Source organism: Ammoniphilus oxalaticus (assembly GCF_003609605.1).
In the GTDB taxonomy this organism is placed as follows: Bacteria; Bacillota; Bacilli; order Aneurinibacillales; family RAOX-1; genus Ammoniphilus; species Ammoniphilus oxalaticus.
Window position 1 is genome coordinate 1 of record NZ_MCHY01000007.1, and the last position, 19,138, is coordinate 19,138.

Sequence of the window (19,138 nt, forward strand, 5' to 3'; positions counted from 1 at the left end):
GGCTATTCCGATCTGTTTAAAAATCGTTTTTTTGCAATCATTAAGCGTGAAGCCAAGGTGGTTAGGAAGCAATGAAAGTCAGTCGTTGATAGGATTCGACGATAAAATAAAATAGAAGGCATATTGACCTTCGAGTTATTATTTATTTTCGAAGTTGAGGGGGGCTTTATGAAAGTTAAACCGCAATACATCATAGATTCGAAACAACGCTGTAAGGCCTTTGGACTTAATCCCGATACACCGCCTCAATTCACAACGTTTCTGTCTGATGAGGAACTAGAGATGAAGAAGCGACAATACGAGGAAATATTGACCGTAATTAAGGGGTTTATTCATAAATTGCTTGGTTTTGTTGAGGGATTTCCTTTGCTAATTCTGATTACAGATGAGAAAGGGTATATCCTAGAAATGGCTGGGGACGAGGCCATAAAGACGATTGTGAATCAGTCGGGCATCAAAGTGAGTTTGGGCTTCGTTGAACACGAAGCAGGTACGAATAGCATTAATCTGGCGCTTGATTTACTGCAGCCAATTGGAATTATCGGGAAGGAACACTATTACAATTTTCTTGATAAGAGCGCCTGCTATACGGTCCCATTTCAATACTTGGACGACGGTCAAGTGCTTGGTACGATCACGATTATGACGTCAGTTGAACAGCATAATCCGTTTTTGTTGCCGCTGCTTTCAACGGTCGTTGATTCGATTGAACGGGAATTGTTATTGAAAAAGAAGAATCACAAGTTACATGTGCTCAATCAAGTGGTGATCGATACAACGAGAAACGGCATCATCATCACGGACAAAAATGGGATTGTCACGGAATTTAATAATTATGCTGAACAAATGACGGGTGATTTAAAACAAGATGTACTTCATACGCTGTATTCTCAATTTAAATATAGAGAGATCATCAAGCAAGTCATTTCTTCGGAAAAGGAATTTTCAGATCTTGAGTTTATTTTCGAACGACCGAATGGTGAAGCTGTCATTTGTTCTGCAGAGGCGTTTCCAATTCGCGACGAGGATCAATTGTTACTTGGTGGATTTATCCAGTTTAGGGATATTACCGAGCGTACGAAGGCAGAGAAAAAAATTAATTACCTGGCATTTCATGACGAGCTTACCGCATTGCCAAATCGCCGTTTTTTTCAACAATATTTGGAGGAAACGTTAATTTGTTCAGCGAGTAGTCGATCGAAGTTTGCTGTCATGTTTCTAGATCTGGATCGATTTAAAGTCATAAATGATAATCTTGGGCATCGCCGTGGTGATATTGTCTTGACGAAAGTGGCGCGCCGAATTAAAAGGGTTGTTTCTAAGGATGATATGGTCGCGCGCTTAGGCGGCGATGAGTTTACGATTTTGATACAAAAAATGAACGGAATGTCGGAGGCGAATGAAATTGCCGAACAGTTGTTAAAGGTGTTTGAGAGCCCTTTTCAATTGGACGGATATGACCTATTTGTCACGGCTAGCATCGGCATTGCTATTTATCCTGATCATGGGATAAATGCGGAAACACTGATGCGGCATGCCGATATTGCGATGTATCGAGCGAAAGAACAAGGCAAAAACAACTATGTCGTGTACAAGTCGATTAAAAGTGAAGGCTTGAATCAACTGACGTTGGAAAATTCGTTGCGTAAAGCGCTGCAAAATAATGAGTTCGAACTTCACTATCAACCGCAGATGAACATAAAGACAGGACAGATTTTCGGGGCGGAAGCTTTACTGCGTTGGAATCATCCGAAAATCGGTTACATTCCTCCTAATGTTTTTATCCCTGTGGCCGAAGAATTAGGATTGATTGTATCGATCGGGGAATGGGTAGTGGAAGAAGCTTGTCGGGAACTCGCAAAGTGGAGGCAATCGCTTCCAGAATTACGCGTAGCAGTTAATCTTTCAGCCCGTCAATTTTTGAAACAAAACTTGGTAGCTAGGATTTATGAAATTATGCAAAAAACGAATACGCCAGCCCATTGTTTGGAGCTGGAGATTACAGAGTCGATGACGATGGATGTGGAACATGCTAGTGAAATTATCGGTCAGCTCAAATCGCTTGGCGTAAAAGTGAGCATTGATGATTTTGGGACAGGTTATTCGAACCTATATTATTTGAAGAAATTTAGTGTCGACAGTTTAAAAATCGATCAATCTTTTATTCGCGATATCGTCGTTGATGATAATGACGCGGATATTGTCGCCACGATTATCGCGATGGCTGACAGGTTGGGGATCGGCGTCATTGCCGAAGGGGTAGAAACGGAAGAGCAATTAAACTTTTTAATTCAACATGGCTGTGACTCCGCGCAAGGTTATTTCTTTTATCGTCCGTTACCCGCCGAAGAGTTTAGGGCGGTATTAAGGTAGACAGACAAATCGAAGGGGATAAAATGATGAAAAAAAGAGTGTATACAATTCTTGTTGAACATTTCAAACAATGGGGAATTACGCACGTGTTTGGTATACCAGGGAAGTCCATCTCGCCAGTCATGCTGGAACTCGAGTCATTTGAAATAGAATACGTACTGGGACGCCATGAATCGGGTTGCGGGTTTGAAGCCGCTGGTTACGCGTTAGGAAAAAATACGCTTGGCGTTGTACTTGGAACGTCGGGTCCGGGTGGAACGAACCTGCTAACAGCGGCCGCGCAAGCAATGGAATTTAATCTTCCAGTGTTATTTATCACGGGGCACCCTTCGGCTGTTGATACTGGCAAAGCGATGAGTCAAGAATCGAGCCCGTTTGGCGCCGATCTGGTTAAGATGTTCGAACCCGTTACACGGTTTAGTGGGCGAGTCGAGCGGGCAGAGTCGTTTCGCTTGTTTCTGCAACATGCAATTGAACAGGCTTGGACAGGCGAGCGGGGGCCCGTGCATCTATGCATCCCGTTCGATGTTTTAATGGAAGAGGTTGAACCATTCCATCTTTCAATGCCGCAAGTTTCCCCACTTGTTTGTTCAGACTATGGTCAGGCTATTTCGTTACTTGATCAGGCAACAAATCCGATCCTGTTCATCGGTAAAGGTGGTGTTATTGCGGAAGCCTTTGATGAAATCCAACTTATGGCGGAACACTGGAAAATCCCTGTTGTCACCACACCCGGTGGTAAAGGGGCGTTTCCAACGCAGCATCCGTTATATCTTGGCGGGTTCGGATTGGGCGGAAGTAAAATAGCTATTGATTATATGCGTTCAGGCGTTGATTTAATGATTGTGATCGGCAGCAAATTGTGTGATATGCAACTTTCCGGGTTTGGGGCCGACATGGTGCCTCAGCAAGTGTTGCAGTTTGAACATGAGATCACATTTACAGGAAAATCGATCTTAACTCCGACAGAAATTATTCTTGGTGATCTAAAAGCAAACCTTCGTGGATTACTAAAAAAAGCGAACGCTTCCTTAGGGGATTACGAGCGATTGACTGCTCCCCCATTTCATCTTAATGATTCTGAATCAGATAACACAAAGCTATCTGCAAAGCGGGTGATGAAATTGTTGCGATCGATGTTGCCAACGGATGCCATCCTTTTTGGCGATGCGGGCAGCCATTCTTTTTATGCTGTTGAACATTTTGACATTCTTGAGCCTGGAACTTTCTATTTGGATGAAGTGTTCATTGCGATGGGAGCAGCGATCGGTTATTCAATTGGAGCTAAGCTTGCCTTGCCTGATCGTGATGTCGTTTGTATTACGGGCGATGGCTGCCTAATGCTGCAAGGGACAGAAATTTCAACGGCGGTTAATCATGAGATTGCAACGGTATTTTTTGTTTTGAACAATGGACGGTTGGATATGGTTGAAAAAGGGATGTCCTACAATACAGGCCGATCCGTCGGAGCGGTGTACAAGAGTCCATTGCATGTGACCCAATTCGCGGAATCAATGGGGGCTGAGGCGTATCGTTGCGAAACGGAAGCTGAGTTGGCAGCGGCGCTTCATCGGTCGATTGGGCGAACCGAAGGCGGTCCAATTGTGATTGAGGTGATCGTGGATCCCGAGGAAATTCCGCCAATTTTAACAAGATTGTTAAGTTTAGACTAGGTTGGTTGATGGGACTGCTTGTAAAAGAGGGGGGGCGGGACAGATTGGAAAAGCGGAAGGCGGATTGGGTGATCAAAAGTCAGGCGATTTTCACGGGCGATGGTTCGGAACCGATCAGCGGTTGCATCGCAATTCGGGGCGATCGTATTTTAGCGGTTGGCGATGAGCGGCAAATGGAAGGTTATCTCGGTCCAAACACGAAACAGATCGATGCGGGCGATCGGCTTGTTTTACCCGGGTTTCACGATTTTCATCTTCATCTATGGATAGGTAGCCTGGCTCACCATTACGCCGATTTGTCCACGTGTTATTCGGAGGAGGCCACCGTTCAAAAAATAGCCGAATTTGCGGAAGAGCGTCCCGATGATCCTTGGGTGCTTGGCTTTGGCTGGCATCATATTAATTGGCCCGATCAGCAGCTGCCCACACGTCACTCCCTCGATCAACAAATTTCGGATCGCCCCGTTTTTTTGTTGAATGAAGAATTACATAGCGCTTGGTTGAATACAAAAGCATTGGAAATGGTCGGCATTGACCGAGCGACTAAGGACCCTTCTTTTGGACGCATTGAACGGGATGAAAAGGGGGAGCCAACGGGATTTTTGTATGAAACGGCGGTCGTTTTGGCGTTGGAGGCGTTAGATGTTCCGATTGAGAAAAAAGATGAACTCATGTGCGGTTTTCTGCAACAGGCGGCTTCGCTTGGGATTACATCAGTCAGTGATATGTTGCCATTGCCCGGTTTTGAAGCGGGGGATCCTGCTTGGTATGCGCAGTATGAAGCGCGAGGCGAGTTGACGGCGCGTATTCATTTTTTGATTGCGCTCGATGGCGACTGGGGGCGGGCCGAGCGGATGAGGGAGCAATACCAGTCGGATAAACTGCAATTTTCAGGGTTGAAACAATTTGTCGATGGCGTCCCGCTCACTTATACGGGTTACTTGTTGGAGCCGTATACGGATTCGCCTGGTGAGGTGGGGGCCACGTTATTTGAACGGGAAACGTATGAAAAATGGATAGTGGAGGCGGATCGAAGAGGTTTTCGGGCGCGGTTGCATGCGTGTGGAGATGGGGCTGTGCGACTTGCTTTAGATTGTTTTGAAAAAGCGCGCAAGGTGAATGGACCGCGGGATGCGCGTCATTGCATTGAGCATATCGAAGTGATTGATCCTGCAGATCTTGGGCGATTTGCAGATCTGGGCGTGATCGCTTCGATGCAGCCTGAGCATATGACAGCGGGCTCAGTGGATACTCATGCGTATGTTGATCGGCTGGGTCCAGAACGCATTCGCTACACGTGGCCAATCGGGAGTTTGCAAAAAAGCGGCGCTCAGTTAATCTTTAGCAGCGATTACCCAGTTGTGGAATTGAACCCTTTGGTCGGAATTTATCGCGCCGTTACCCGTCGGCAATATGATGGAAGACCCGTGGACGGTTGGCATCCGCAAGAGCGGATCACCCTTGCGGATGCGCTCACCTATTATACAAAGGCGCCTGCCTATGGTGTATTTCGTGAGCATGAGTTAGGCACGCTGGAACCCGGCAAAAAAGCGGACATCATCATCTTGGACCGCAATTTGTTCAGCGCTGAAATGGATGAGCTGCTAGAAACGAAAGTGGAGTTGACGATGATGGACGGTAAGGTCGTGTATAGGCGCGAGGGGTTGTGATTGGCTGTGGAGTCGGGGGTGGCGGTCGCATTGAAATAGCAGGAGAAACTCCGCTTAAATCTGGCTCGCCTCGCGAATCTCCCGGATCTTCTCCGTTTTTGGGAGTGTCTCATTGAAATAGCAGGCGAAACTCCGCTTAATTTTCGCAAGGCCTCCCGCTCATATGTCCGCCGATGATTACAGCTGCTTCAAAAATGGACTGCGAAATCTTTCGGTTAGTTGGTAGGAGTGGATTCTGCGAGCGTTGCGGGATGTAGGAGAAAGTAGCCCTTTTTCAACGAGGTCTTTGAGGATTTTTCGGACGGGTTTGTCGGATAGGCCAAGCCTTGCTTGAACTTCTTTGTTCGTTATTGATTTACCTTTACTCAAAGCTAAGCGGACGACTTCTTTTTCATGAATGGAAAGGGGGGTGTTGTCGATTGCTTGTCCCAACAAACGTCCGATCACTAACTGGGACGTTTGTTGACATTGTCGAGGTTCGTTTTGAACTTGATCCACTGAAAAACGGATGATGTGCCAACCGTCGATTACGAGGTGGTTTTGACGTGTCAATTGATCGGAAAATTGCCAGCGGCTAATGTCTTTTGCGTGGGGACCGTACCCATCGATTTCAAAACAAATTTTAAAGTTGGGTCGAATATAAGCAAAGTCTATGTATCGTTTGCCATCCTTAAAATCATACACTTCATATTCTGGATGTAGATGTTGAAACTGTTGAAATAATGGCCACCATACATTCATTAAAAATAGTTTCTCAGCATAGCCGAGACCATCTTCCAACCGTTGCCTGCATTCCCCTTTTCTCAATCGGATATGTTTCTTTAAAAATAGGCTATACGCTTCATCAAAAAGCATGAAATTCACCTCCTTTCTCTTTATCATACCAACAATTCCTCATGGGGCCTACCATTAAATGAACTTGTTTTATATAATCGATTCACAGTTTGATTGCCGACCAATCACGTCTTTCCGTCAAACGTAAAAGGAGTCGATCTCCCAGAAAATTGGAATTGACACGCTCGCACGAATGATCAACCAGCCCAAGCCGCTGCCGATGTCAGCAATTTTTCGCCGGATTGTAATTGCAATTTGCTTAACACGTGATCGATCTTTTTTAACTGCGCTTGGTGGAGCGTGTCGCTCGGATGTTTAAAATAGGCGCAAGAGTAGCTCATGCTTTCATCTAACCATAGCGAATAAAAATCGTTGCCCAAATCGTAATGATGCTGCGCATCTTTTTTGTTTTTTGTGATGGAAGAAACCTTGGAAACCGCAATGCCGTTTTTGCCCAAATCGTTGAAGCGTATGCAGAAGCAATCGCAATCTCCTCGATTGTTCCATCGATTTGAATGAGTCAATTCGTATAAGTCTCTCAAAAAATGAGCGAAGTTTTCTTTATAAACTTGGTTATTGGAAATCTTTCTTTAAATTTTATTGACAGTTGAGGCTCTCCTTCGCCAATTTTTTGCGATGTTCCATCCCAATATTTCACAGGAAAAGGTCGTTCTGGTTGCAAACCCTGAAAAAAATTTTGCAGCAAATATTTTTGTGTAATACTTACCTCTCATCGATCATCTGAATGTTGCTGTCCATGCAGATCCAAACGGTTGCCTTTGTTGCTGAGAAAACAGGGATACAATTTTATCCAACAACTCAGTTTGTAGTCAAATTTATTGCTCACCGATTGCACTACATTGAATTTTTGAATCACCCCTTAATAGGGGACTAATCGATTGTTATCGAAGTTTTTCGCGTGTTTTGGAGGCCGACTAATCACGTGATAAAATTATAAAATAGCTTATGTATCACAAACTATTGGTATGGCGTAATCGGTTGGGGAGTATGTGTCAAAGCGAGTTGTGTCTACTCATTTTGAATGATTATAGTATGATAGTTGTTAATTGATAGTTTCCGTATAAAGGGAGATGAAAAGATGCTAGAAAAAGTGATCGAACAAATAAATGAACGGAATGCCGAGGCGATGCGTCAAGCGGAGCAGCATTTGGACCAGTTAACGAAACCGCCTGGTAGTTTAGGAAAGCTAGAGTTGCTGACGATTCAGTTAGCGGGGATTACGGGAGATAATCAGACTACTTTTTCAGATAAACGGATCGTGTTGATGGCGGCCGATCATGGGGTTGCAAAAGAAGGGGTTTCCGCGTTTCCGCAAGAAGTGACCGAACAGATGGTTTATAACTTTTTGCGGGGTGGAGCCGCGATTAACGTGATCGCAAAACAGACAGGCGCTCAGGTTGTCTGCGTCGATATTGGCGTGGCGGCCGATTTCGGGGATACGGCTGGATTGGTTCATAAAAAAGTGGCGTACGGTTCGAACAATATGCGGCGTGAGCCCGCTCTTAGCCGTGAACAGGCGCGGCAAGCGTTGCTCGTTGGAATAGAGCTTGCTTTCGAGCTGATTGCGGACGGGGCCGATTTATTGGCGACAGGTGAAATGGGAATCGCTAACACAACGACGAGTTCCGCGGTGCTCGTGGCCTTAACGGGAGCGCCAGTTATGGAGACGGTCGGACAGGGGACAGGCGTGACGACTGAAGGGATTGCTCATAAGGCGCGTGTTATTGAGGAAAGTATCGCTTTACATCAACCGAACCCGCAAGATGTTTACGATACGTTACATAAAGTAGGCGGGCTCGAGTTGTGTGGATTGGCTGGCCTAATTCTTGGGGCAGCGTCCAAATCGGTTCCGATTGTGATCGACGGTTTCATCTCCACAGTGGCGGCCTTGTGCGCTGCTCGGATTTGTCCAAACACTAAACAGTACATGATTGCCTCGCATCGTTCGGCGGAACCAGGTCATGATTTAGCTTTGTCAGAACTCGGATTGAGCCCAATTATCGACGGACAGATGAGATTGGGTGAAGGGACGGGGGCCGCCTTGTTGTTTCCGATGATCGATTCCATCCAGGCGATTATGCGTGAAATGGCGACGTTCGCGAGCGCCGGCGTGTCGGGTAAGGAAGCAACCAGCGATGGATAAAGGGCGTGGTTAGTTGTTTAAGCGAAAACGGATCTATCAGCTATATATGAAAGAAGTGAACTTTATTGTGAAAGGGATGAGGCGATAAAAATGGGGGATGTGCTAGAACAATTCGGTCATGGCGGTGATTTGGTGACGGCCGCGGAAAAGTCGGGGTTGGATCCGACGCAAATTCTCGATTTTAGCGCCAACATCAATCCGCAAGGTCCACCGCCGTCTGTGATGGAAGTGATTGAGCTTCGTTCGATCGTTCATTATCCTGATCCGGACCAGCGTAACTTTCGATCGGCTTTGGCGGCCCAACTCGGTATCGGAATGGACAAACTGTTGATCGGAAACGGAGCGGCCGAATGTATGGCGTTGGCGATGCTAGCCTTTGCGCCGCAACGGGTCGGGGTCGTCTATCCTTGTTTTTCCGAATATACGCAACTAGCCGAACAGTTTGAGGCGACGGAAATTCGCGGCGTGTATGGGCGTGAAGAACTCGGTTTTCAACCGGACTTGAAGGAGCTAGGACAATTGATTCATTGGGCGGACCTCGTGTTTATCGGGCATCCGAACAACCCGACGGGGACGGTGTACTGTCTCGCGGAGTTGAAGGCGTTGGCCGAGCAAGCGGCGCAAGACGAGACCTATTTGATCATTGATGAAGCTTTTCTCGATTTTTTGCCCGAGAGTGAGCAGGAGACGTTGCTGGATCAGTTGGATCGTTATCCGACGACCGTGATCATTCGTTCGCTCACAAAAATGTACGCGATTCCCGGATTGCGCTTAGGTTATGCGGTGGCCGCTTCGGAACTGATTGTTAGGATGAAAGGAAAACAGGTCACGTGGAGTGTAAACACGCTCGCTTTAGCCGCGGGGAAACATTGTTTGGCGGAGCAGACGTATGTGGCGCGAACGAGAAGTTTGGTCGGTGAACAGCGAGAACGATTGAAAACAGAGATCAAACAGCGATTGGGCTGGCAAATTTGGTCGGGGCGGGCCAACTTTTTGCTCGTTCGGCTGCCTGCCCCCCTAACGGCGCTTGAATTACAAACGTGGTTGCTCGAACGGGGGATTTTGATTCGCAATTGCGCGATGTATCCCGGGCTTGGCGCGGGTGATTTTCGGATTGCGGTGTTAGATCAAGATAAAAACGAACGGTTGTTAGCGGCGCTTAGTGATTTTCAGGCGCAAAGGGGGGAGAAAGAATGAGCTTAATTTTGGTCACAGGCGGAGTGCGGTCAGGTAAAAGTGAATTTGCGGAAGAGTTGGCGCGTCAACAGGGCGGTCAGGTGCTCTATCAGGCGACGGGGCTTGCCTCTGATCAAGAGATGGAAAGTCGGATCGCATTACACCGCGATCGACGTCCCGCGGGCTGGGGATTGCTGGAAAGTCCATTGGAATTGCCGCTCGCCGCTTATGCGGGTTACGACACCGTACTGATCGACTGTTTGTCCGCGTGGATTAGCAATCATCTCTTTTTCGCGGAGGATGAAAACTATGGAGAGGTGGAATCGGCTGTGCTTGACCGCTTGCGGGAGTGGATCGACCGTGTCATCGCGGGAACGCAGACAGTGATAGTGGTATCCTCGGAAGTCGGGATGGGCGGGGTGGCGATGTCGCCGTTGGGTCGCTCTTTTCAAGATGTGTTGGGTATCGCTAATCAGATGATCGCGTTGCAAGCGGACGAAGTGCACGCGGTTTTGTCGGGCATACCATTGAGGTTGAAGTAGCCGTGGTCGGTCCCTTTTTGCAGGCGTTGGCCTTTTTAACGCGGTTGCCCGTTCCGCATCGTTCCCTCTCTGAACGTGATTGGCAACGCAGTCCTGCTTACTATCCGCTTGTCGGTGTCGTGATCGGCTTATTGTTGTGGGCGGCGGGCGCAGGCTTCCTGTTACTATTTTCGGATTGGCTGGCGGCTGTGTTGGTACTCGTGTTTTGGGTGTTTCTGACAGGCGGTTTGCATTTGGATGGGTGGATGGATGTCGCTGACGGATTGGGCAGCCATCGATCACCCGAACAAATGCGCGAAATCATGAAAGATAGTCGGGTCGGAGCGATGGGCGTGTTAGCGGCTGTCCTGTTGTTTCTTGTAAAGTGGGTCAGTATCCGTGAACTGATTGGTGCTCATGCTCCTGTTTGGTTGCTGTTTTCCCCGTGGATTGCGCGCTTGGTGTTGTTGGCCGCGCTCCGTTTTTGGCCTTATACGTCTGTGGGTGGATTGGGTGAAGGACTTGTTAAAGGGAATCATCTTGGCAAAGCTTTCGTGGCGCATCTCCTTTTTGTAGGCGTGTTTGTGTCGTTGTGGGCAAAAAGCGGGGGCTTGCTGGTAGCGCTCGGTTTGGCTGTCGTGGCGGGCATCGGATGGGTTAGCTGGATTTGTCGAAAGTTAGAGGGGATGACAGGTGACAGTTATGGAGCAACGGTCGAATGGACGGAAACGGCCGTTCTTTTGCTTATTTTAGCAATGGAGAGATGGATATGAAATGGATTTGGGTTCGGCATGGGGAAACAGAGATGAATCGACAAGGGCGCTATTTGGGCCATTTGGACCCGCCTTTGAATGAACATGGACGCCAACAGGCGCGTAATTTGCGCGCGATCGTTCAACAATGGCAACCGACAAAAGTATACAGTAGCGATCTGCTGCGTTGCGTTCAAACTGCCGAGATTGTCGGGAGCCCGCTTCGGGTTGAAACTTCAACGGCTTTGCGGGAACTCAATTTTGGGACATGGGACGGGCGTCGATATGACGAGCTGATGCAAACGGATGGCCCCACGCTGACCGCCTGGATTGATGACCCGTTTACGTTGGCTCCACCTGGCGGTGAAACCTTGCTCAAGTTGGGGAAGCGTGTTGACGACTGGGTTGCTGGGATGTTGGCCGCATCGCGTTCGGATGATGTTGCGCTCGTTGTCACTCATGGGGGGCCGCTTCGTTGGCTGCTCAGTCATTGGTTGTACGGTGATGCGCGGCGCTTTTGGGAGGCGCCGGGTGTTGCGCATGGGGGAGGGGTGATCATTCGATGGGATGGCCAACGGTGGGGACAGCCGCAAATGCTGGAGGAGGGTTAACATTTGCGCTTGGCGGACTAATTGCCGCCTTTGTGATCGATTGGTATGTTGGCGATCCGCGCCGCTTGCCGCACCCTGTCGTCGGAATCGGGAAAATGATCGTAGCGGTGGAAAAAGGGTTACGGGCGTTGGTGACAAGTCCGAGGATGCTGAAATGGGCGGGCGTTGGGTTGGTCGTTGTCATTGTCGGCGGTTCTTACGCGCTCGTGTGGGGCTTGCTGTGGGCTGCGGCGTATTTTGGACATCAGTTGTTCGCCTGGCTCGTTGCCGTTTGGCTGATCTCCACGACGATGGCGACGAAGGGATTGTCGGATGGGGGAATGGACATTTATCGGAAATTAGCGGCGGGGGATTTAGTGTCTTCCCGCGCGGCGTTGGCGATGGTCGTGGGTCGGGATACCGATCGCTTAGATGAAGCGGAGATCTCGCGCGGGGCGGTGGAAACGGTCGCGGAAAATATTGTCGACGCGATCATATCACCGTTGTTTTACGCGGCCCTTGGCGGGGCTCCGTTGGCCATGGCTTACCGGGCGGTCAACACACTCGATTCGATGGTCGGTTACAAAAATGAGCGCTACGAGCATTTTGGTTGGGCTGCGGCCCGCTTTGATGATCTAGCCAATTATGTCCCTGCGCGTTTAACGGGGATGTTGTTGGTGGCCGTTTGTTATGCGTTTGGCTGGAACGGACAGGCTTGTTTGCGCGTGATGCGTCGGGATGCGGGGTTACATCCAAGTCCAAATAGCGGGATTACCGAAGCGGGCGTGGCGGGGGCGTTGGGAATCGCGCTCGGGGGAACGAATTTTTATCAAGGGATTCCTTCGCAACGAGCCAAAATGGGAGATCCCTTGCGCCCGATCAAGGCGGAGGACATCCTAAAGACGGTTCGGATTATGAAGCTTGTGGCGCTTGCGGGGCTCGTGATGTGTGTGTTGCTCGCTTTGATCGTTCATCTAGTTGTTTGATGATTCGGTATGGTAGGGCTCCTAAGGATGTAACGAGAGGAGGAGACTTAAAAAGATGGGACAACCTTTTATTAGCGGTAAGCGGGAGCAATTATATCAATCTGCCTCCCTTAGAGAAGTCCGCCTGATGTTAAAAGAGGATCATATTTTAATTGAATGGGACCGCGCGATGACAGCGGTTAGCAGTGGGTTGTGGGGCGGTGGCTGGCATGATGGGGTTCGTCGCATCGTCAATTGGCGTGTGCCGCTTGACTTCGCTTGCGCGGATCCGATCGCCCTGATGGAGCAACAGTTGCGGGCCTGGGGCTATGGGAGCGAGCAAGTCATTGGCCTGCAAACTGCGGCGGATCTACATGCTGCGTCTGTAATCGAGGAAACGGGCGATTGTTTTAGGTTGCTCTGCTGCACCACGGCGGGAATCGGAAATGCCGCCCGAGCAGGTCGGCCGCGTCAAACGTATTCCGCCTATTCTTGCGGAACGATCAATACGGCGCTGATGGTCAAGGGACGGTTGACCCCGGCGGCGATGATCAATGCGTTGTTGACCGCAACAGAGGCAAAAGCGGTCGCTCTGCAGGACCTTGGCATCCGTGATGAAAACGGGGAAATCGCCTCGGGAACAACGACCGACTCCATTGCGCTGGTGGTCAGCCAACAAGGCTACGAGGAAACGCACCAGTTTGCGGGCACGGCGACTTCGATTGGCCACGCAATCGCTCGCTCCGTTTATCAGTCAGTTGTGGAAGCGATTGGGGAGTAGTGAGGGTGGAGCGAGCGCGCGATTTTGGGTGAGGGGAGCGCGTCACGACGTGCTTTCGCGTTTCACCGCCCGCTCTGGGTCTTCATCGCCGCTATGATGACGCGCTTTCGCGTTTCACGGCCTGCTCTGGGTCTTCATCGTCGTTATGATGACGCGCTTTCGCGTTTCACCGCCCGCTCTGGGTCTTCATCGTCGTTATGATGACGCGTTTTCGCGTTCCTTCGCCTGCTTCCTGTCTTCATCAGCGCTATGACGACGCGCTTTATCATTTCACCGCCTGCTCTGGGTTTTCATCGTCGTTATGATGACGCGTTTTCGCGTTCCTTCGTCTGCTTCCTGTCTTCATCAGCGCTATGACGACGCGCTTTATCGTTTCACCGCCTGCTCTGGGTCTTCATCGCCGCTATGATGACGCGCTTTCGCGTTTCACGGCCTGCTCTGGGTCTTCATCGTCGCTATGATGACGCGTTTTCGCGTTCCTTCGTCTGCTTCCTGTCTTCATCAGCGCGTCACGACGTGCTTTCGCGTTTCACCGCCCGCTCTGGGTCTTCATCGCCGCTATGATGACGCGCTTTCGCGTTTCACGGCCTGCTCTGGGTCTTCATCGTCGTTATGACGACGTGCCTTGGCGTTCCCTCGCCCACTCTAGGTCTTCATCGTCGTTATGATGACGCGCTTTCGCGTTTCACCGCCCGCTCTGGGTCTTCATCGTCGTTATGATGACGCGTTTTCGCGTTCCTTCGCCTGCTTCCTGTCTTCATCAGCGCTATGACGACGCGCTTTATCATTTCACCGCCTGCTCTGGGTCTTCATCGTCGTTATGATGACGTGCCTTGGTGTTCCCTCGCCCACTCTGGGTCTTCATCGTCGTATTCTTTTATCGAGCGTCACACCATCTCGGACTCAATCGCCTTCGCCCCTTTTGCCCAACATTTAATTTATTCATAGTAGGTCCACTGTCGGACGCCGACTTTCATAAAATTTTGCGACAGAACGCGCCGAATGGTTCGTTTCGACTCGATCACTTTACACCAATCATGAATGCGGTTCGTTGAAATTTTTTGCTCAGGAAAAAGTAGCTGGAATTCTTTCACGCAGCGTAGGATGGCGGCATCAATGGGCTCAATGTGTCCACACCGCAGACAAATGGCGTCGTTTCGATCCATCACAACACCGAGTGTCAAGCATTGCGGACAAGAAATACCTTTGTTCAGTTGATCAAATTCATAAGTGGGTAGTCGCTGGTAAGGGGATTCTGTCAGATGCAGTTGCGCTAATCGGCTCGCTAGTTGACGATGGCTATCGGTGAGTTTCGAAGGTAGACGGTCCAGTCTCCTAAAAAAAGAATTTAGCTGAGTGGGAAGAATAAACGGTTTGTTGCGAGGCGCTTGGTACAGGGTGAATTCGGGGTTAATGAATACGACAAGAGTTGTGAGCGGAATCCGACAACCTAAATCCTTCAATAAACGTCGCAACAGGGACTCGCTTCGCCCGAGCTGGAGGAGGGGGTCGGCGAGTTCGGAATGGGGTGTTCTGTACCATTTCTCGTGTTCATAATAAAAATCCCCTGAAAAGTTTTTTACCTCAATTAAATAGAGCGCATCGGACAAGAGAATCAAAGAGTCAATTTGGAAGACGGAGTTGTTGTAGGGGAGCAGTAAATCATTTAAAATGAAGCATTCGTTCTGCAGCAGGGCGGCTCGGGCGTCAAATAGACATTCTCCTTCGTACCCTTTTGCCATGTTTGCGAGGTGTTGCTTGTCCTGTTCGGATAAATTCATGCGGGTGTCGAGCGCTTTCAGGAGCGATAGTTCGGATGGTTTTGTTCGAGGTTTATACAGCATCATTGCTTTCCTCCTTATCGTTTAATCATTCGCTATACATAACAGTGTGACGCTTTTATTGTAGCGCGTCCCCTGGCCGAAAGGGGATAACCGCTAAAGATTACCCCCTCTTTTTTATAACAAATCTCGCAACGCTTGTTCAACCGTCTTATATTGAAACGAAAATCCGTGTTCTAATGCTTTTTGAGGCGTAACCTTTTGTCCCTTTAAGATTAAATCCGACATCTCTCCGAGCAACCCTTTACAGGCAAAAGAAGGCAAGGGGAGCCAATGGGGGCGGCGGGTTACTGCCGCAATCGCGCTTCCTAATTCATTCATCGTACATGAGGTAGGCGACGTGAAATTAACAGGTCCAGAGAGCTGTTCTTCTCTCAAGCAAAAATTTAACAAGTCGATCGCATCTTGCAAATGGATCCAAGAGACCCACTGTTCGCCGTTGCCGATCGGACCGCCTGCAAATAACCGATATGGCAAAGCCATCCGCGATAATGCGCCGCCGTCGCGACCGAGTACAACACCAAAGCGGGTTTTCACTAATCGAGTTGTTCCCGCAGCCAATACTTTTTCGGCCTCAGCTTCCCAAGCAGCCGTTACATTTCCAAGAAAATCATTGTGCTTCATGACCGACGGATCGCGCTCTGTGAATGTCTTCTCTAATGAGTGTCCATAAAATCCGATCGCAGAGCCATTGATCAACGTTGGCGTTTGCAATTGACCATTCAAAATCTGCTGAACAATTTGCCGTGTCGTGTTGACGCGGCTTTCGAGTATGCTCGCTTTTGCTTTCGCCGTCCAGCGTTGGTTGATCGTTTCACCCGCCAAATTGATGACGCCATCGACCTTTAGTTCTTCTTGCAAGGGCCATGCCTGAACGGCAACCGACTCACTGAGTTCTTGAAAGTCAACCTTTGCGGGTTGTCGCGTAAATAAAACGACCTTGCCCCCGTTTTGGACCCACTGTTCGATCCAGGCCGAACCGATAAAGCCTGTCCCGCCAAAAATAGCAATTTTCATGGACGTTATCCTCCTATTGACTCATCATCCAAATTGTACCACATCCTTCTTTCCTTGCGGTAAATAGTCCATATGTCGGACTTGCGCGATATGCTATAATTGAACTATTCTATTAAAAAGTATGATCTAAAAGTTTACATAGTGGGGACTGTAAGAGTCTATTAGCCGTGATTTGGACTCGTGGAACCTTTTCTTAACTGAGGATAGGTGTGTTGAAAGGGATTGTGATGGCTGAGGCCTTATTCCCGTAGCATCTGAAATTTTAATTTTTTATCGTAAATGAGGGAAGCAAAGATGAGTGAATTACCGCCGCTACAACCAGAACATGAGAAACTGAATAGTAAACGCGCAATTGAAATGACTTTAACAACATTAAAGTACTCCCTCTTGCTTTTGCTTACGGGACTAATGTTAGGCGCTGGGGCAGCAATCGGTTTTGTTGCCTCCCTTGTTAAGGAGCAGCCTGCGCTTTCTTATCGGGAAATTCAGGACAAGATTTTCTCGCAAGCCCAAACAAGTTTTGCTTACTTTAATGAAGGACAGCAAATTGGCCAGTTAAGGACGGAGGAAGATCGTAGATTGGTAAGTGTATTCGACGTTTCTCCCCGTCTTATTCAAGCGATTGTCGCTACAGAAGACCGCCTTTTCTATGAGCATTACGGGGTAAACATCAATGGCTTGTTCCGCGCGGGTTACGAATCAATAGGAGGTAGTTCCGTTCAAACAGGCGGAAGCTCACTGACCCAACAACTCGTAAAGCAGACGATTTTGACCCCGGAAGTAAACTTAGAGCGAAAAGCAAGAGAGATTTTTTTGGCGCTTCGTTTGGAAAGAATGTTTTCAAAAGACCAAATAATTGAAGCTTATATGAATAAAATGTACTTTGGAAAGAACGCGAACGGATCTAATATTTACGGTGTACAAGCGGCGGCGAAAGGGATTTTTGGGGTCGATGTGAAGGACTTGAATCTGCCTCAATCCGCTTATATCGCCGGGATGCTGCAGGCCCCATCCCGCTTCGTGCCATTTAATCCTGATGGATTGCAAAGGGGCAAGGATCGCCAACGAATTGTATTGGATCGAATGTTGGAGGTGGGTTATATTACGCCAGCTGAATATCGGGAGGCATTGGCCTATGATATTAAAGCGCATTTGCGAGAGGCTGATGAAGTGCGCGCTTACAGTAAGTACCCGCATTTGATGATGACAATTGAGTATCAGGCGGCCAAAGTATTGCTCGACCAAGATATTCGGGATAATCCAGAGCTGAGCGAAAGAAAGATTTCCGAGGAAGAATATAGGGAACTGGTCGAATTCAAACGGAAAGAAGTGCTGAGTAAAGGGTACCATGTCTACACGACAATCGATAAACAAACATATGAAATGATGAACGCGATTGCGGACAACGATAACAATTTTGCTAGGCCGCGCTCGTATACGTTACCAAATGGCAAAAGAGTGGAGAACGCGATTGAACAAGTTGGAGCGACTTTGCTAGATAATAAAACAGGAGCGGTGCTTGGATTTATTGGTGGTCGCGATTTTCAAAATTCGCAATACAATCACACCGCGATTCCGAGACAACCGGGTTCAACGATGAAGCCGATTGCCGCTTACGCGCCCGCATTTGAACTCGGGTTGTTGCAACCCGGCTTCGTGATCGATGATTCGCCATTGGCTTTAGACAATGGTCCTGGGAATCCGCCTTTTTATCCATCAAACTACGATAATCGTTTCCGTGGACCGGTTACAACACGGATTGCTTTACAACATTCGTACAACATTCCCGCGATAAAGGCGTATTTAGAAGTGGGAACAGAGCGGGCGCTCGATTATGTGCAAAAGATGGGGATTACAACGATCGTTACTCCAAAAGAAAATCCACGTCGAAATGATTACCAATCCAAAACGTTGCCGATCGGCGGACTAACAGAAGGGGTAACCGTTGAAGAATTGACTAACGCTTTTTCGGTATTTGCGAACGACGGCGTTTTGCAAAAGAGTTTTATGATTTCCAAAATTACAGATTCTACTGGCAGTCCGATTTTTGAACATCGAGTCATGCCGCGGCGCGTGTACTCAGAACAAACAGCCTACTTGATGACTGATATGATGCGCAGTGTCGTGCAAAGTGGTACAGCGACGTCGCTTAAATCATACATTGGCGGGCGTCCCGTTGCTGGGAAAACGGGGACGACGAATCGTGATGTTGACTCCTGGTTTGTTGGCTATACGCCTGATGTGTCGCTTGGGGTCTGGATTGGTTATGATGAACGTTATCCGCTACCTAATTCACGTCCACCTCGTTCGATCCAAATTTGGGGCAAGATTATGCGTGATCTTGGCAATCTTTATCCTGATCGCTATCCGCGTAACGCGAATTTTAGCGCTCCAAGCGGGATTGTGCGCAAAGAGATTTGCGCAAAATCGGGTAAATTAGCTTCAGAAGTGTGTAGACAGGAAGGGTCAGCGCTCACGGAGATCTTTAACGCCTCCTATGCGCCAACGGAAGTCGATCGCACCCCGCCCGTCATTCGAGAAGATGTTAATGATGATGATGAGCGGCTAGAAGAAGAGCGCGAACGCGAGGAAGATCGTGAGCAAGAAGAAGGTCGCGAACAAACAGAAGAGCGCGAACGTGAGGCAGAAAAAGAAAAACGAGATAGAGAAAAGGAAGAACGAAAACAGCAAAAAGAAGAAGAGAAGCAGGAAAGAGAACGGGCTGAATCCAACCCGCCGATCGAGAGGGACGGTGAATAACAACGAACAAAGAAAAAAGGC

Annotated in this window: 16 protein-coding genes; 11 read left to right on the plus strand and 5 right to left on the minus strand. The window is 48.6% G+C overall.

Going from position 1 to position 19,138, the window contains the following annotated elements; genetic code table 11:
- The first annotated feature begins 168 nt into the window (after nucleotides 1-168).
- From BEP19_RS04955 to BEP19_RS04965, 3 genes are read left to right on the plus strand one after another with little or no spacing between them, the layout of a single operon-like run.
- Complete coding sequence (locus BEP19_RS04955) at nucleotides 169-2,373, plus strand: EAL domain-containing protein (RefSeq protein ID WP_120188750.1); 2,205 nt, start codon at nucleotides 169-171, stop codon at nucleotides 2,371-2,373.
- Nucleotides 2,374-2,396: 23 nt separating this feature from the next.
- Nucleotides 2,397-4,046 carry a thiamine pyrophosphate-binding protein gene (locus tag BEP19_RS04960; protein ID WP_342767389.1) on the plus strand — a complete coding sequence of 550 codons (1,650 nt, stop codon included), beginning with the start codon at nucleotides 2,397-2,399 and terminating at the stop codon, nucleotides 4,044-4,046.
- Between the two features lie 44 nt (nucleotides 4,047-4,090).
- Nucleotides 4,091-5,716: an amidohydrolase gene (locus BEP19_RS04965; RefSeq protein WP_120188752.1), complete on the plus strand. Its 1,626-nt coding sequence runs from the start codon at nucleotides 4,091-4,093 to the stop codon at nucleotides 5,714-5,716.
- Between the two features lie 177 nt (nucleotides 5,717-5,893).
- On the opposite strand, the gene BEP19_RS04970 is transcribed toward BEP19_RS04965, so the two are convergent.
- The 3 genes from BEP19_RS04970 to BEP19_RS18315 all read right to left on the minus strand — a co-directional run bounded on the left by BEP19_RS04970 (nucleotide 5,894) and on the right by BEP19_RS18315 (nucleotide 7,256).
- Nucleotides 5,894-6,571 (minus strand): winged helix-turn-helix transcriptional regulator, encoded by a 678-nt coding sequence (locus tag BEP19_RS04970; RefSeq protein WP_120188753.1) that lies wholly within the window; start codon nucleotides 6,569-6,571, stop codon nucleotides 5,894-5,896.
- A gap of 176 nt (nucleotides 6,572-6,747) precedes the next feature.
- A complete protein-coding gene (locus BEP19_RS04975) occupies nucleotides 6,748-7,074 on the minus strand; it encodes a class I SAM-dependent methyltransferase (protein WP_211329318.1) in 327 nt (108 codons plus the stop codon).
- Nucleotides 7,075-7,088: 14 nt separating this feature from the next.
- Nucleotides 7,089-7,256: a DUF7884 domain-containing protein gene (locus BEP19_RS18315; protein ID WP_483963291.1), complete on the minus strand. Its 168-nt coding sequence runs from the start codon at nucleotides 7,254-7,256 to the stop codon at nucleotides 7,089-7,091.
- 393 nt (nucleotides 7,257-7,649) lie between these two features.
- Here BEP19_RS18315 and cobT point away from each other — a divergent pair, with 393 nt between their 5' ends.
- The 7 genes from cobT (at nucleotide 7,650) to BEP19_RS05010 (ending at nucleotide 13,499) form a co-directional block, all read left to right on the plus strand.
- The gene (cobT, locus tag BEP19_RS04980; RefSeq protein WP_120188755.1) at nucleotides 7,650-8,714 is read left to right on the plus strand and encodes a nicotinate-nucleotide--dimethylbenzimidazole phosphoribosyltransferase; all 1,065 of its coding nucleotides are present in this window, start codon (nucleotides 7,650-7,652) and stop codon (nucleotides 8,712-8,714) included.
- A gap of 90 nt (nucleotides 8,715-8,804) precedes the next feature.
- Nucleotides 8,805-9,911 (plus strand): threonine-phosphate decarboxylase CobD, encoded by a 1,107-nt coding sequence (gene cobD / locus BEP19_RS04985; RefSeq protein ID WP_120188756.1) that lies wholly within the window; start codon nucleotides 8,805-8,807, stop codon nucleotides 9,909-9,911.
- A complete protein-coding gene (gene cobU, locus BEP19_RS04990) occupies nucleotides 9,908-10,432 on the plus strand; it encodes a bifunctional adenosylcobinamide kinase/adenosylcobinamide-phosphate guanylyltransferase (RefSeq protein ID WP_120188757.1) in 525 nt (174 codons plus the stop codon). The genes cobD and cobU overlap by 4 nt, the downstream gene beginning before the upstream one ends.
- Before the next feature lie 2 nt (nucleotides 10,433-10,434).
- Complete coding sequence (gene cobS / locus BEP19_RS04995) at nucleotides 10,435-11,184, plus strand: adenosylcobinamide-GDP ribazoletransferase (protein WP_170145269.1); 750 nt, start codon at nucleotides 10,435-10,437, stop codon at nucleotides 11,182-11,184.
- Entirely contained in the window at nucleotides 11,181-11,774 is a 594-nt protein-coding gene (locus BEP19_RS05000; RefSeq protein WP_170145270.1) for a histidine phosphatase family protein, read from the plus strand. The genes cobS and BEP19_RS05000 overlap by 4 nt, the downstream gene beginning before the upstream one ends.
- A complete protein-coding gene (gene cbiB, locus BEP19_RS05005) occupies nucleotides 11,726-12,739 on the plus strand; it encodes an adenosylcobinamide-phosphate synthase CbiB (RefSeq protein WP_120188760.1) in 1,014 nt (337 codons plus the stop codon). Before BEP19_RS05000 ends, cbiB begins: the two co-directional genes overlap by 49 nt.
- Nucleotides 12,740-12,794: 55 nt before the next feature.
- A complete protein-coding gene (locus BEP19_RS05010) occupies nucleotides 12,795-13,499 on the plus strand; it encodes an adenosylcobinamide amidohydrolase (protein ID WP_120188761.1) in 705 nt (234 codons plus the stop codon).
- Nucleotides 13,500-14,437: 938 nt separating this feature from the next.
- Here BEP19_RS05010 and BEP19_RS05015 read toward each other — a convergent pair.
- Nucleotides 14,438-15,346 carry a nuclease-related domain-containing protein gene (locus BEP19_RS05015; protein ID WP_245983372.1) on the minus strand — a complete coding sequence of 303 codons (909 nt, stop codon included), beginning with the start codon at nucleotides 15,344-15,346 and terminating at the stop codon, nucleotides 14,438-14,440.
- Nucleotides 15,347-15,457: 111 nt separating this feature from the next.
- Nucleotides 15,458-16,357 carry a TIGR01777 family oxidoreductase gene (locus BEP19_RS05020; protein WP_120188762.1) on the minus strand — a complete coding sequence of 300 codons (900 nt, stop codon included), beginning with the start codon at nucleotides 16,355-16,357 and terminating at the stop codon, nucleotides 15,458-15,460.
- A 294-nt stretch (nucleotides 16,358-16,651) separates the two neighbouring features.
- Between BEP19_RS05020 and BEP19_RS05025 the strand changes: the two genes are divergently transcribed.
- Nucleotides 16,652-19,117, plus strand: a complete 2,466-nt coding sequence (locus BEP19_RS05025; protein ID WP_170145271.1) for a transglycosylase domain-containing protein — start codon at nucleotides 16,652-16,654, stop codon at nucleotides 19,115-19,117.
- Nucleotides 19,118-19,138: the final 21 nt, after the last annotated feature.

Bases quoted from the DNA above. Each gene is read 5' to 3' on its own strand.
- BEP19_RS05010 (WP_120188761.1), top strand. From the start codon at position 12,795: ATGGGACAACCTTTTATTAGCGGTAAGCGGGAGCAATTATATCAATCT.
- cobT (WP_120188755.1), top strand. From the start codon at position 7,650: ATGCTAGAAAAAGTGATCGAACAAATAAATGAACGGAATGCCGAGGCG.
- BEP19_RS04970 (WP_120188753.1), bottom strand. From the start codon at position 6,571: ATGCTTTTTGATGAAGCGTATAGCCTATTTTTAAAGAAACATATCCGA.
- cobU (WP_120188757.1), top strand. From the start codon at position 9,908: ATGAGCTTAATTTTGGTCACAGGCGGAGTGCGGTCAGGTAAAAGTGAA.
- BEP19_RS05025 (WP_170145271.1), top strand. From the start codon at position 16,652: ATGAGTGAATTACCGCCGCTACAACCAGAACATGAGAAACTGAATAGT.
- BEP19_RS05000 (WP_170145270.1), top strand. From the start codon at position 11,181: ATGAAATGGATTTGGGTTCGGCATGGGGAAACAGAGATGAATCGACAA.
- BEP19_RS04955 (WP_120188750.1), top strand. From the start codon at position 169: ATGAAAGTTAAACCGCAATACATCATAGATTCGAAACAACGCTGTAAG.
- BEP19_RS05020 (WP_120188762.1), bottom strand. From the start codon at position 16,357: ATGAAAATTGCTATTTTTGGCGGGACAGGCTTTATCGGTTCGGCCTGG.
- cbiB (WP_120188760.1), top strand. From the start codon at position 11,726: ATGGGATGGCCAACGGTGGGGACAGCCGCAAATGCTGGAGGAGGGTTA.
- BEP19_RS05015 (WP_245983372.1), bottom strand. From the start codon at position 15,346: ATGATGCTGTATAAACCTCGAACAAAACCATCCGAACTATCGCTCCTG.
- cobD (WP_120188756.1), top strand. From the start codon at position 8,805: ATGGGGGATGTGCTAGAACAATTCGGTCATGGCGGTGATTTGGTGACG.
- BEP19_RS04960 (WP_342767389.1), top strand. From the start codon at position 2,397: ATGATGAAAAAAAGAGTGTATACAATTCTTGTTGAACATTTCAAACAA.